The sequence below is a fragment of the Hufsiella ginkgonis genome, from assembly GCF_009834915.1.
GTDB lineage: Bacteria > Bacteroidota > Bacteroidia > Sphingobacteriales > Sphingobacteriaceae > Hufsiella > Hufsiella ginkgonis.
Genome location: NZ_WVHS01000001.1, coordinates 1,443,428 through 1,456,431, shown reverse-complemented (window position 1 = coordinate 1,456,431; position 13,004 = coordinate 1,443,428). Strand labels below are relative to the sequence as shown.

The window sequence follows — 13,004 nt, the reverse complement described above, 5'->3', positions numbered from 1 at the left end:
TTTGAACCTGTTTTCAGGTAAAATATGGTTTCTTTGTAAGTCCATGTCACTTTTTATCACCTCCCTGAATTCCGGAAGCAACGGCAACTGTTATTACATTGGTAATGAACTGGATGCGGTGCTGGTGGATGCCGGGATCTCCTGCAAAGAGACCGAAAAGAGGATGGAGCGCCTGGGACTTTCCATGAAGAAAGTGCGGGCGATCTTTATCTCCCACGAGCACAGCGACCACATCCGCGGCCTCCCGGTACTGGCAAAAAAATACCGCCTCCCGGTATACATCACACCGGGCACGCTGCAGCGCGGCGGGCAGACCCTACAGGATGAGCTGGTGTTCGCTTTTCGCGCTTACGAGCCTGTGAGGATCGGGGAACTGCTGATCACCGCGTTCCCGAAATTCCACGACGCCTCAGAGCCGCACAGCTTTGTGGTGAGCAGCAACGGAATTACCATCGGGGTGTTTACCGATATCGGCGCGGCATGCGAGCACCTCGTGCTGCATTTTAAACAATGCCACGCCGCTTTCCTGGAAGCAAATTACGACGAGGAGATGCTCGAAAAAGGCCGTTACCCATACCACCTGAAGGCACGGATACGCGGTGGCAAAGGACATTTATCAAACCGGCAGGCGCTTGAGCTTTTCCTGGCACATAAGCCCGCACATATGACGCACCTGCTGCTGGCACATCTTTCAAAAGACAATAATTGCCCCGGGCTCGTCCATGAATTATTTACACGTCACGCCAACGGGACAAAGATCACCGTGGCATCGCGGTACGAAGAAACACCCGTATTAAGGATCGGGAATACACAATTACACGAAAGCGAATATAGTATACGACAAGTGCTCCAGGGATCGTTGTTTTAAGCGGCAGGGATCGGTTGTGAGTCATCAGCTCCGATCCCATGGCTAAATCGATTTCCACACTTGAAACTGACACTGACAACTGATAACTTACAACCATGAAACTCCTCCTCCTCACCTGCTGCATGATCATAGCAAACCAGGCAACCGCACAAACACCGGAGAAAAGATCCGGCAACCCGGTATTTCCCGGCTGGTATGCCGACCCGGAAGGAATCCTGTTCGGCAAGGAATACTGGATCTATCCCACGTATTCGGCACGTTACGAGGAACAGGTTTTTATGGACGCATTTTCATCAAAAGACCTGGTTACCTGGACCAAACACCCCCGGGTGCTGGATACAAGCGGCGTAAAGTGGGCCAAAAAAGCCATGTGGGCGCCTTCCGTCATTAAAAAGGGCAGCAAGTACTTCCTGTTTTTCGGGGCGAACGACATTCAGAAAGATGGAGGCGGCGGCATCGGCGTAGCCGTTTCCAAACGTCCCGGCGGGCCGTTTAAAGATTACCTGGGCAAACCGCTCATCGATAAGTTCCACAACGGTGCGCAGCCCATCGACCAGTTCGTATTTAAGGACCAGGACGGAAAATATTACCTGATCTATGGCGGCTGGAAACACTGCAACATTGCCCGCTTAAAAGATGATTTCACCGGTTTTATTCCCTTCCCCGACGGCAATACGTTTAAAGAAATTACGCCCCAGGATTACGTGGAAGGGCCGTTTATGTTCGTCCGCAATGGCAAGTACTATTTTATGTGGTCGGAGGGCGGCTGGACCGGCCCCAACTACAAGGTAGCTTATGCCATGGCCGATTCGCCGTTCGGGCCATTTAAACGGATCGGTACCGTGCTGCAGCAGGATCCTAAGATCGCAACCGGGGCCGGCCACCACTCGGTAATACATGTTCCCGGTAAAGACAGGTGGTACATGGTATATCATCGCCGGCCGCTGGGTGAAACAAAAGCCAACAACCGCGAAACCTGTATAGATCTCATGGAATTCGACGGCAACGGGTTGATCCTGCCGGTAAAGATCACTAAAGAAGGTGTAACGGCCAGCAAGGTGAAGTAGCCTGGGGGTAAACCGCTTTGATGTCAATCCCATCCTATTCCCTACGCAATAGTCATTTCGTATTACTGTGCACCAGCTCGTTCCTGTTCTCCGCAAGTTTCAACATGCTTATCCCGGAGCTACCGGGATACCTCGATAGCCTGGGCGGCCCGGAATACAAGGGTCTCATCATCGCCCTGTTTACGCTTACAGCCGGGATCTCGCGTCCTTTTAGCGGCAAGCTCACCGATACCATCGGGCGGGTGCCTGTAATGGCCATCGGCTCGCTGGTGTGCATGGTGTGCGGCATCCTGTACCCGGTGATGAGCGGCGTGGCAGGGTTTCTCTTCCTGCGGCTGATCCATGGGTTCTCCACCGGTTTTAAACCCACCGCCACCGCCGCATATGTGGCTGATATCGTACCGCAGAGCAGGTGGGGAGAGGCGATGGGCATTCACGGCTTGTTTTTCAGCACGGGGCTGGCCATCGGCCCGGCTATCGGGAGCGGGATCACCGCTTACTGGTCTATCAACGCACTGTTCTACTGCTCATCGCTGTTTGCGTTACTCTCCATTTTAATTATCTGGCGGATGAAAGAAACGCTCCCCCTCACACAGCGGTTCCGTTTATCCCTGCTCAATATACGGAGCGGCGATATTTTCGAGAAGCGTGTGCTGCCCGCAGCCATCGTTACGCTGCTCGCTTACCTTGCATACGGCGCGCTGCTTACCGTTATTCCAGGTTGGGGCGCCAGCCTGGGCGTAAAGAACAAAGGCTTATTTTATGTGGTGTTCACCATCGCGTCCATCGTTATCCGCTTCCTCACCGGGAAGTATTCCGACCGCTACGGCCGCGTGCTCATTCTCAAGATCTCATTACTGATCATGGTGATGGCTTTGCTCGTCATCGGCCTTGCCGGATCCGGGACCGTACTGCTGGCGGGCGGAGCCATTTACGGCATCTCATCAGGCATGATGTCGCCCGCCGTAAGCGCCTGGACCAGCGACCTGGGTGATCCGCAGTACCGCGGCAAGGCGATGGCCACGATGTATATTGCGCTGGAAGCCGGGATCGGGTTAGGCGCGCTGCTTGCGGGAGCGCTGTTTACTACGGATGTAACGATGATACCGGTGATCCTTTGGGTGGTTGCAGGGGGCGGAGGAGCGGCGTTGGGGTATTTGGTGGTGAAGTACCCGGGTAAAACTACCGCGCAACCGGGCCTGTAAAGGTCATTAATTTACTGCTTTCCCACCCGTCGATACCACCAACCATACCCCTACCCCGATCAGCGTCACCGGCCAAAGCATAGAAAAGCTGAGCCAAAGGAAAAAGAACTTTTTCAATAAAAAGAACGCGCCGATGCCGATGGCAAACCAGGCATTAGGTTTCCGGAAACCGTGTTTCGCGCCGCTTACCAGCCCCGCAGCGATGAGCAGCATAGGCCAGCTGATCAGGAACGATGGAATGGACATTCCCAAATGGAAAGCCAATAATAAAGAACCGGCAGCTACGAGGACCATCCCGGTCATTGACCTGCCCGACTGTGCGTTATGGTGTAAAGCGTTCATGTGTTAAAGATTATGATTCAAATATATATGCGCCCGCTCCCCATGGGAAGGCTAAACTGGCGACCGCCGGACACGGATCGGTGAACATACCTGCAAAACCGGTGAACTTTCCCGCACGTGTTAACCGGCACGATATTCTTCTATCAATCGCCGGTAATTTCTCCCGGGCCGTTTCCTGTGTAAATTTTATACCAACGTGCGACTAATTAGTTAACATTAACCTAACACATTTCATTAATTAACTATAGCAATAATTTAATGCCAAGCGTAGCTTGTCATATTTACATTTTCATGCTATACCGTTTGGATGCATTAATATTTTTAATATATATTCAAATAATTAATTAATAAGATTATATGGACGCAGGAAACATCATTCGAAAATTAAGGGTACAAAACGGGTATACCCAACAGCATGTAGCCGATCTTTTGAGAGTTAGCCGAAACGCTTACATGGCATGGGAAAACAACCAGGTAGAGCTCACGCTGAGCCGTTTGAGGTCGCTGTGCGAGGTGTACCAGATCAGCATCCTGGATTTTTTCCAGGCAAACGAGATGCAGCCCCCGCCAACTAAGCTGCCCGCAATTGCCGGCGCCATCTCTTTCCGCGACCAGCTGCTCGACAAACTGGCCGTTATGAAAGAACAGAACAGCAGGATCATAAAAATGAATAACAAACTCATCAGGGTGATACGCTCGGCGGCTAAATAGGTATTTTCATTGCCTGATCTGCTTATTCTTACAGTCGCTCACTACCGGTTAAGGATAATTAATTCTTAATTTGCAGGATCAATCATGAATCCCAATCCATATGAAGGTCCTTTTACTGGTCACGTTCCTTACGTTTTCGGCGATCGCGGTGTATGCGCAGAAAACACCGTACGAGTTGAGCAATAAAACCGAAACAGCCACTTACAGCCAGGTGATGAGCTACTACACCGCCCTGGATAAGAAATATGACCAGATGAAGCTCTTCACCGGGGGCCAAACCGACATCGGGGAGCCGCTTCACCTGGTGGTGCTCTCACGAAATAAAATCTTCGACGCAGCAACCCTTAAAAAGCAAGGCAAAAGAATACTCTTTATTAACAACGGGATCCACCCGGGCGAACCGGAAGGCATAGACGCTACCATGATGCTAACCCGCGACCTGCTGGAAGGCAACAAGCTACCGGATAACCTGGTGATCTGTATCGTGCCGGTTTATAACATAGACGGTTGCCTTAACCGCGGCCTTTCCCGCGTGAACCAGAACGGCCCGGTAAGCTATGGCTTCAGGGGCAACTACCAAAACCTGGACCTCAACCGGGACTTTATTAAAACTGACTCGAAGAATTCCCTGTCTTTCCAGGCATTATTTAACGCCTGGAAACCTGAGATCTTTATAGACAATCATACCAGCAATGGGTCTGACTACCAGTATATCATGACGCTTATCCCTACACAAAAGGATAAACTGAACCCGATCTTATCCGGGTACATGACCGGTACCCTCGTGCCTTACCTGTACGATAAAATGAAAAGCTCCGGGTTCGAGCTCACTCCTTACGTGAACAGCGTGGGCGAAACCCCTGAATCCGGCATCACCGGCTTTCTCGAAACACAGCGCTACAGCACCGGGTATGCCGCGCTGCATAACTGCATCGGCTTTATGCCGGAAACACACATGCTCAAATCCTTCGACAAGCGGGTACAGGGCACCTACACGTTTATGGAGCATATGATCGCCGTGGTGAAACGCGACGCTGCGCTTATAGGCGAGAACAAACGCAGGGCGGATGAGCAGGTAAGCACACAAACCACGTTCCCGCTCAACTGGAAGCTAGACAGGAATACCGTAACCGAGTTTAGCTTCAAGGGATTCGAGGCGAAACATAAACCGAGCGACGTAAGCGGTCTCCAGCGTCTTTATTACGACCGGAACAGTCCTTTCGAACGAAAAATCAAAGTCTGGGACCATTTCGAGCCAGCCCTGTCTGTGGAAAAACCGCTCGCGTACGTCATCCCCCAATCATGGGAAAAAGTGATCAGGCTGCTTAAGCTGAACGGCATCGCGCTTAAGCGGCTAACCGCCACCACTGCCATCGACGCGGACATGTACCTGGTCGGCGATTATAAAACAGCCGCCCGTCCCTTTGAAGGGCATTATACCCACAACGGCTTACAGCTTACTACCACCAAACAACGGGTAACTTTTTATAAAGGCGATTACGTGGTGATGGTGAATCAACCCGGCAACCGCTACATCGTAGAATGTCTCGAGCCGCAAGGCGGCGATTCGTATTTCACCTGGAACTTTTTCGACCCCATCCTGGGAAGAAAAGAACATTACTCGGACTATGTATTTGAAGATGTAGCAGCAGCCCTGTTAAAATCAGACGCAGCGCTCCGCCAGAAGCTGGAAGACGAGAAAGCGAAAAACCCCGCGCTGGCTAACAGTGCCGATGCGCAACTGGAGTTTATCTACCAAAATTCCGTATATTCCGAAAAAACCGCTATGCGCTACCCGGTCGGAAGGCTGGCCTCGGTTGCCGGCCTCAACCTTTACTAACCTGCAATGGAACAATACCTTACCGAAACACCGGTCGCTTCCTTTATTTTCCTGGTTACCATCGCCACCAGCCTGTATGCCTTCTACAACGATGAGATCTACCATAAATTCATGCTTAACCCGTATTCGGTAAGCCGGAATGAACGCGTTTACTCGATCATTACCAGCGGGCTTATCCACCTGGACATGATGCACCTGGTGTTTAACATGATCGCTTTTACATTTGCATTCCCGCTGGAGCTGGAGCTGGGCCACTGGCAGTTCGGCGCTCTATATATAGCCAGCCTCGCGTTAAGCGATATCGGCACCATCGTAAAACATAAGGATAATTACGGCTACAACAGCCTGGGAGCTTCGGGAGCGGTATCGGCAGTGATCTTCAGCTATATTCTCTTCGCGCCCAAAACAGGGATCGGGCTCATATTCCTGCCGGGAATCAACATCCCCGGCTATATATTCGGTCCCTTATACCTGGTGTACAGCGCCTACGCCGCCAATAAAGAAAGCCGCATCAATCATGACGCGCACTTTTACGGCGCCGTTGCAGGGATCATCATCACCATCATGTTCCAGCCGGGCGTGGTGCCGCATTTCCTTAACGAGGTAGGCCTGACCTCCTGAAATCCCCATACTCATCCAGCAGGAAACTCATGGGGTGTTCGGGATCTTTTATGATTTCCAGCAGCAAATAGCCCCATGGCTTCCAGAAGTTTTCGAGCACCTGCCCGTAAACCTTCACCTGCCAGGCATCAAATAAGGGCTTATTACTGATCCCCCGTAACGGCATCGCCTCCACGTAAGTGGCTTCAGGCATGGTTAATACCGTATATTCCGGCAGCCGGTTAAAGAGGTACGATGAATAAAAGAAACGTGCACAAAGCTCCTCGAACTGGATCGGCTGCAGGGTTTGGCCGGCTACCTTTTGCAGGATCTCTTCGTGGTAGGCCGCATTTGCGCCATTATCCTGCAGGCAAGCGATGATCCCGAAGTTTTTCATGCTCAGTGAGAAGGTAAGCGTGTTGATCTCGTCGCGGTAATTAAACGCAGCCGGCTCATTCTCTACCGGGAAAACCAGGACCGTCCACGGCAGTACCCCTTCAAACACCACCGGCTGGATTACCGATTGAAGCATCAGCAGGAAGTGGCTGAACTTATGTACCAGCGATTGCGAAAAGTTCATCCGCTCGCCCATCATCGCCTGCTGCCGCATACCGGTACGGATCTCGTGGTACATGATCCCGTACACCATCTTGCCGATCCAGTGGAAAAGCTCCTCCTGCGAAAGCTCCTTCACCTGCCCGTACCCGCCGTTAAACGCATCTTCGATCCGGTTCTCCAGCGCGGTTAAAGAGAGCAGCGTGCCGGGCGAACAAGGCACGGAAATACCATCGTACGTAACCATGCTCTCGTCCAGCAGCTTAAAAGGCTTACCGGTTAACTGGTAAGCATCCAGGATCCATTGCGGGAACACCGTTAAACGCGTAATATCTGAAGTGTCGCCGGAAAGAAAACAGGTACGGTCGTTAAAATCGAGGCGCGGGAAGGGATTGTAGGGCATATGGGTTTACGTTATACGATAACGTATAACGCTTTGATAGTACAGATTATCAGTTAGAGTTTGCCGAAAAGTCCTCTCCCGGCTTTCCGATCGTTTTATACGTTCCCTCGCCTTTCAGGATGGAGGCCAGGGTCGTTTTGTTACCGATCAGTTTGATGGCCGCATTCAGGTCCTCGTCTTCGCGGAAGTTGTATTCTGTGCGTCCCTTCTGGAAGTAGTAACGACTTACGATTTCGCCTTCCAGCATTCTCTTAATCTCTGTCTTGAACTGGGTAAGGTCGTTCTTCTTGCTGTATGATACTTTATTTTTCAGGGCATCGTACTCCGGTTTGATCTCGGCAAGTTTCTTTTCCTTTTCGGCCTCTGCCTTTAAGATGTCCATAACCCGCTCTGAGGCTGTTTTATAGTTGTAATCCTTATCGGATAAGTAGCTTACAAAATCCGCGTAATCGGCATCCGATAAGCTGAAAGTTTTTGCGTCGGCGATGGTGGGTTTGGTGCTGCGGTATTTTGTAGCGTAATCGAAAATGAGGTTCTTATTCACCAGCGTTTGCGTGATCAGGCTATATTTGATGGGCTTGATGAACATGTCCGGGAAGATCCCGCTGCCATCATATACCGACCTGCCGATGCGTGTCTTATATTCGGTGATCAGCGAGTCGGCCACTTTTTCTACGTTGCCTTCCGCCGTGCGGTGTGTATAATCAAGCGCCTGGATACACCTGCCAGAAGGCGTATAGTACTTAGCCACCGTTACTTTTACCAGGCTGTTGTAAGGCAGGTTAAAGGTTTGCTGCACCAGGCCCTTGCCGAAGCTTCGCTGGCCGATGATCACCGCCCTGTCCAGGTCCTGCAGCGAGCCCGCCACGATCTCGGATGCCGATGCGGCGCGGCTGTTCACCAGAACGATCAGCGGGATCTCGGCGTCAATAGCCTCGGCGACTGTACGGTAAGCGATCGTTTTCTCTGCATTCCTGCCTTTTTGAGTTACCACCAGCACGTCGCGGCCCACGAAAAGGTTTACGATCTTAAGGGCTTCCTGTACGATACCTCCGCCGTTATTGCGAAGGTCGAGCACCATCCCGGAAGGATTGTTCTTTTTGATCTTTAAAAAAGCGTCTTTTACTTCCTGCGCGGAGTTCTCTAGAAACTTGTCGAGTTTGATGTACCCGATATTATTGGCCAGCATTCCTGAATAAGGAACGTTCAGCTGCGTGATCTCCTCACGCAGTAAATTCTTTTCGATGGGCTTCGGCTCGCCCGGGCGGTTGATCAGCAACTTGATATTCGTGCTTTTCGAGCCTTTCAGCAGCGAGCTCACCTGGTCGCCGTTCTTGCCTTTCATCGGGATGCCGTTGATCTGGATGATCTCGTCGCCGGCCCTTACGTCCGCCTTCTGCGCAGGAAAACCCTCGTACGGATCGGTAATGATCACCTTCCCATCGCGGTTAGCCACCGTTGCACCGATGCCGCCGTACTGCGTACTCACGTATTTCATGCGATAATCCTCGATATCTGATTCCTGCACGAACTCAGTATATGGGTCCAGCTCGTCCAGCATGGCATCAATACCGGTTTTCATGGCGGCGGCCGGGTTAATATCGTCTACATAGTTAATGTTCAGCTCCTTGTAAACCGAGGCAAAGATCTCCAGGTTCTTGGATACCAGGAACAGGTCTTCGCGGAAAGCAAATGAACCGATGCCCGCTACCAGGCAGGTGCCGAGGACGATCCTTTTTAAGGTGAATGTTTTCATGAGTTTCAGTAATCAGTTGTAGGTGATCAGTTCCTGCTTAGCGCTTACATCGTTTATCGGCGATCAGTTTCCGGGCACCAGTTTTACTTAACGCCTAAAATAGTGTTTTATGATGAGAGCGCAGCTTTCATTATTGTGACAGTCAACCGCTTAGCTTACCTATGGAACTGATCACCGGCAACTGATCACTGGCTACTATGACTACAACCGGTTCGTCCCGATGTTAGCCAGCCCTTTTTTCAAGGTAAAAACAACGTATTCGCGGTTTCGTTTTATGCGCTGCATCAGGTGGCTGATGAGTTTTTCCTCTTGCCCGGGTTCGAAAGAAAGGTCTTCCTCGGTAAGGTGATTATATTTGCGCTGTACTTTCAACTTCAGGCGATTCCAGTCTGCGGCGCTGATACTGAGTTCTGACATACAATTTATTTGCGACAAAAGTAACAATTAAAGGCTTTTCTTTGCAATGCCGATTAAATCGCCTGAACAACATTTTCGGATCTGATCGGTTATATACCTTCAACCATTATTACTAAACTAAGAATCATGAAAAAGATCATTTTATTCAGCGCCTTATTCCTCGTCGCGGGGACGGCTTCGTTCGCACAATCGTTTAACTTCGGTCTAAAGGCCGGGCTGAACATTGCAGAGCTGAAAAGCGACCTCGCCGAGGAAGAAAATCGTCTCGGTTACCAGGTGGGTGTTTTTGCCCGGGTAGGTGCGGCAGGCGTTTACCTGCAGCCAGAGCTCTATCTTGGCTCCAAGGGTGGTAAATTCCCCAGCGCCTCCGGCGTAGTTACCGGCGACGAAAAGATCAGCTTTACCACGCTGGATCTGCCCATCCTGCTTGGAAGCAAGGTAGGGGTAGGACCGGTAAACGTACGTTTTATGGCAGGGCCGATCATTTCTTTCGTAGTGAATAAGGATGAGCCGGTCGCTACCGCTTCACAGAATGTAAAGAATTTCCGCGATTATAAAGACAATGCCTGGGGCGTACAGGGCGGCGCAGGGATCGATATTTCGAAACTTACGTTCGATGTACGCTACGAGGTGGGTGTGAGCAACCTGAACAAGAGCGACCAGTACGAACAAAAATCAAACTTGTGGCATATCAGCCTGGGCTATAAGATCCTGTAGATGTGACCAGGGGTCAGCAGATCATTTCCGCGTGGTTCGAAACCAGGCGCTGGGAGCAGTTTCCATTTCAAAAAGAGATGGAAATTGCTTTTTTAGCGGGTTACTCCGGCCTGTTAAACGCACCTACCGGGAGCGGGAAAACCTTTGCCCTGTTCCTTCCTTTCCTGGCCGACTACATTGACAGGTATCCCGATACGTACCAGACCCGCGAAGACAATGGCTTGCTGATGCTGTGGATCACCCCGCTGCGTGCGCTTACCAACGACATTCGCAAAGCGATGCAGTCTGTGGCCGACGACCTCGGTCTCCCCTGGAAAATTGCCACCCGAACCGGCGATACGCCCGCTAAAGAGAAGCAGGCCCTCAAAAAGAAGCTTACCGAGGTACTGCTTACCACGCCCGAAAGCCTGCACCTGATGCTGGCACAAAAGGAATATCCTAAGCTGTTCGGCAAACTACAGGTCATCGTGGCCGACGAGTGGCACGAGCTGCTCGGCACCAAACGCGGCGTACAGCTCGAATTGGGCCTTTCGCGCGTAAAAGCGCTGAAAGACCCTGCCAGCTCCAACCTGCGGATCTGGGGGATCAGCGCCACCATCGGCAACCTCGAACAAGCCGCCGAAGTACTTCTTGGCTCCGATGCACCTCCTGGGAAGGTGAAGCTGATCCGCGCGCATATAGACAAAAAACTGGTGATCGAATCGGTCATTCCGCCCGATATCGAGCAATTCTCCTGGGCCGGTCACCTTGGCATTAAGCTGCTGCCGCAGGTAATGGAGATCGTTGCACGAAGCCGTACCACGCTGATCTTCACCAATACCCGCTCCCAATCAGAGATCTGGTACCAGGCCATCCTGGATAAATACCCGGAATACGCGGGCGTGATGGCCATGCATCACGGTTCGCTCGACAATCACCTACGCAACTGGGTAGAAGAGGCCCTGCATGCCGAAGCGCTTAAAGTGGTAGTATGCACCTCAAGTCTCGACCTGGGCGTCGACTTCAGACCGGTAGATACCGTGATCCAGATCGGCAGTCCCAAAGGCGTTTCCCGGTTTATGCAGCGGGCAGGCCGCAGCGGGCACCACCCCGGCGCTACCTCGAGGGCGTGGTTTGTACCTACCCACTCCATGGAGCTGCTGGAAGGCGCTGCGTTAAAAGAAGCCATCAAACGCGAAATTTTCGAGAGCCGCGACCCCATACTGCTCGCCATGGACGTGCTGATGCAATACCTGGTTACCCTCGCCGTTTCCGACGGCTTCCGCCCCGCGGAGATCTTCGGGGAAGTAAAGAAAACCTTCGCCTTCGCCGACCTGGAACTAAAAGACTATAACCAGGTACTCGACTTCATTACCAAAGGCGGAAAAACGCTTTCCGCTTACGATGAATACCTGAAAGTGGAGGTGGAAAACGGCATTTACAAGGTAAATAGCCGGCGTGTGGCCATGCGTCACCGGCTTACCATGGGAACCATCGTAAGCGACGTGAACATCCGGATCAGGTTCCTCTCGGGCGGCTACCTCGGCTCTATCGAGGAAGGATTTATCTCCAGCCTGAAGGTGGGCGACAATTTCTGGTTCGCCGGCAGAAGCCTCGAATTGGTGAAGGTGAAAGACATGACCGCTTTTGTACGTAAATCGCCCAAGCAAAAAGGCAGGATCCCCAGCTGGCAGGGCGGGCGTATGCCATTATCGTCGCAGTTATCTGCCATGTTTCGCGAAAAGCTTGACGAGGTTGCGCTAGGTTTGGAAGAAGATATCGAGGTAACCACGCTGCGCCCTTTATTTAACCTGCAGGCCGAGCTTTCACACCTACCTTTGCGCAACGAATTCCTGGTCGAAAAATTTACCTCGCGCGACGGGCATCACGTATTCTTCTACCCCTTCGACGGGAGACTGGTACACGAAGGCATGGGCTCCCTTTTTGCCTACCGCATCGGGAAGATCAAACCGGCTACCTTCTCGATCGCGATGAATGACTACGGTTTCGAACTCCTTACCGACGACGAGATCCCCCTCGAAGAAGCCATCAGGGGAGACCTGTTCTCCACTGAAAACCTGATCGAAGACATCCAGCAAAGCCTGAACGCGATCGAGCTCGCGCGGCGCCGGTTCAGGGATATCGCCCACATAGCGGGACTGGTATTTACGGGGTTTCCCGGCAAGGAAATGAAAAGCAGGCATTTACAGGCCTCGACCTCGCTGCTGTTCGACGTGTTCAGCGAATATGAAAGCGACAACGTGCTGGTAAGGCAGGCATACAACGAGGCGCTGCAGTTCCAGCTGGAGGAGTTCAGGCTGCGGGAAGCGCTGAGGCGGATCAACACGCTGAAGATCGTGATCACCGAATGCGAGCGGCCTACCCCATTTGCCTTCCCCATCATGGTTGACAGGCTGCGCGAAAAAATGACCACGGAAACGCTGGAGGAACGCGTGGCCAAAATGGCGTTAAAATATGAACGGTGGGATTAATGGCCGGCGATCAGGTACGCAAGAGGCGCTAAGATCCGCGCTAAGTACGCTA

The 13,004-nt window shown here is 51.9% G+C and carries 12 protein-coding genes; 8 read left to right on the top strand and 4 right to left on the bottom strand.

The window, feature by feature from the left end; all coding sequences use genetic code 11:
- The first annotated feature begins 43 nt into the window (after nt 1-43).
- From GS398_RS06205 to GS398_RS06195, 3 genes are all read left to right on the top strand, one after another.
- The gene (locus tag GS398_RS06205; RefSeq protein ID WP_160905826.1) at nt 44-868 is read left to right on the top strand and encodes an MBL fold metallo-hydrolase; all 825 of its coding nucleotides are present in this window, start codon (nt 44-46) and stop codon (nt 866-868) included.
- 95 nt (nt 869-963) lie between these two features.
- Entirely contained in the window at nt 964-1,935 is a 972-nt protein-coding gene (locus tag GS398_RS06200; protein WP_160905825.1) for a glycoside hydrolase family 43 protein, read from the top strand.
- A 20-nt stretch (nt 1,936-1,955) separates the two neighbouring features.
- Nucleotides 1,956-3,140, top strand: a complete 1,185-nt coding sequence (locus tag GS398_RS06195) for an MFS transporter (RefSeq protein WP_160905824.1) — start codon at nt 1,956-1,958, stop codon at nt 3,138-3,140.
- A 6-nt stretch (nt 3,141-3,146) separates the two neighbouring features.
- Here GS398_RS06195 and GS398_RS06190 read toward each other — a convergent pair whose 3' ends face one another.
- Complete coding sequence (locus GS398_RS06190; RefSeq protein WP_160905823.1) at nt 3,147-3,482, bottom strand: LiaF transmembrane domain-containing protein; 336 nt, start codon at nt 3,480-3,482, stop codon at nt 3,147-3,149.
- 357 nt (nt 3,483-3,839) lie between these two features.
- On the opposite strand from GS398_RS06190, the gene GS398_RS06185 reads away from it, so the two are divergent.
- The 3 genes from GS398_RS06185 to GS398_RS06175 all read left to right on the top strand — a co-directional run bounded on the left by GS398_RS06185 (nt 3,840) and on the right by GS398_RS06175 (nt 6,654).
- Nucleotides 3,840-4,193: a helix-turn-helix domain-containing protein gene (locus GS398_RS06185; protein ID WP_160905822.1), complete on the top strand. Its 354-nt coding sequence runs from the start codon at nt 3,840-3,842 to the stop codon at nt 4,191-4,193.
- Between the two features lie 100 nt (nt 4,194-4,293).
- Nucleotides 4,294-6,033 carry a M14 family metallopeptidase gene (locus GS398_RS06180; protein ID WP_160905821.1) on the top strand — a complete coding sequence of 580 codons (1,740 nt, stop codon included), beginning with the start codon at nt 4,294-4,296 and terminating at the stop codon, nt 6,031-6,033.
- A 6-nt stretch (nt 6,034-6,039) separates the two neighbouring features.
- The gene (locus tag GS398_RS06175; RefSeq protein WP_160905820.1) at nt 6,040-6,654 is read left to right on the top strand and encodes a rhomboid family intramembrane serine protease; all 615 of its coding nucleotides are present in this window, start codon (nt 6,040-6,042) and stop codon (nt 6,652-6,654) included.
- Here the strand turns inward: GS398_RS06175 and GS398_RS06170 are convergent.
- From GS398_RS06170 to GS398_RS06160, 3 genes are all read right to left on the bottom strand, one after another.
- Nucleotides 6,629-7,591, bottom strand: coding sequence for a hypothetical protein (locus GS398_RS06170; RefSeq protein ID WP_160905819.1), 963 nt, complete (start codon nt 7,589-7,591; stop codon nt 6,629-6,631). The two genes, GS398_RS06175 and GS398_RS06170, sit on opposite strands and share 26 nt — an antisense overlap.
- 49 nt (nt 7,592-7,640) lie before the next feature.
- Nucleotides 7,641-9,347: a S41 family peptidase gene (locus tag GS398_RS06165; RefSeq protein WP_160905818.1), complete on the bottom strand. Its 1,707-nt coding sequence runs from the start codon at nt 9,345-9,347 to the stop codon at nt 7,641-7,643.
- A 201-nt stretch (nt 9,348-9,548) separates the two neighbouring features.
- On the bottom strand, nt 9,549-9,764 hold the full coding sequence (locus GS398_RS06160; protein WP_160905817.1) for a hypothetical protein: 216 nt from the start codon (nt 9,762-9,764) through the stop codon (nt 9,549-9,551).
- Between the two features lie 126 nt (nt 9,765-9,890).
- Here GS398_RS06160 and GS398_RS06155 point away from each other — a divergent pair, with 126 nt between their 5' ends.
- Both GS398_RS06155 and GS398_RS06150 read left to right on the top strand, forming a co-directional pair.
- Entirely contained in the window at nt 9,891-10,481 is a 591-nt protein-coding gene (locus GS398_RS06155; RefSeq protein ID WP_160905816.1) for a porin family protein, read from the top strand.
- Between the two features lie 2 nt (nt 10,482-10,483).
- Nucleotides 10,484-12,952 carry a ligase-associated DNA damage response DEXH box helicase gene (locus GS398_RS06150; protein WP_160905815.1) on the top strand — a complete coding sequence of 823 codons (2,469 nt, stop codon included), beginning with the start codon at nt 10,484-10,486 and terminating at the stop codon, nt 12,950-12,952.
- The last annotated feature ends 52 nt before the right edge of the window (nt 12,953-13,004 follow it).

Coding starts and splice junctions, on each gene's coding strand:
- GS398_RS06185 (WP_160905822.1), top strand. CDS start 3,840: ATGGACGCAGGAAACATCATTCGAAAATTAAGGGTACAAAACGGGTAT.
- GS398_RS06155 (WP_160905816.1), top strand. CDS start 9,891: ATGAAAAAGATCATTTTATTCAGCGCCTTATTCCTCGTCGCGGGGACG.
- GS398_RS06190 (WP_160905823.1), bottom strand. CDS start 3,482: ATGAACGCTTTACACCATAACGCACAGTCGGGCAGGTCAATGACCGGG.
- GS398_RS06165 (WP_160905818.1), bottom strand. CDS start 9,347: ATGAAAACATTCACCTTAAAAAGGATCGTCCTCGGCACCTGCCTGGTA.
- GS398_RS06195 (WP_160905824.1), top strand. CDS start 1,956: ATGTCAATCCCATCCTATTCCCTACGCAATAGTCATTTCGTATTACTG.
- GS398_RS06205 (WP_160905826.1), top strand. CDS start 44: ATGTCACTTTTTATCACCTCCCTGAATTCCGGAAGCAACGGCAACTGT.
- GS398_RS06175 (WP_160905820.1), top strand. CDS start 6,040: ATGGAACAATACCTTACCGAAACACCGGTCGCTTCCTTTATTTTCCTG.
- GS398_RS06200 (WP_160905825.1), top strand. CDS start 964: ATGAAACTCCTCCTCCTCACCTGCTGCATGATCATAGCAAACCAGGCA.
- GS398_RS06160 (WP_160905817.1), bottom strand. CDS start 9,764: ATGTCAGAACTCAGTATCAGCGCCGCAGACTGGAATCGCCTGAAGTTG.
- GS398_RS06170 (WP_160905819.1), bottom strand. CDS start 7,591: ATGCCCTACAATCCCTTCCCGCGCCTCGATTTTAACGACCGTACCTGT.
- GS398_RS06180 (WP_160905821.1), top strand. CDS start 4,294: ATGAAGGTCCTTTTACTGGTCACGTTCCTTACGTTTTCGGCGATCGCG.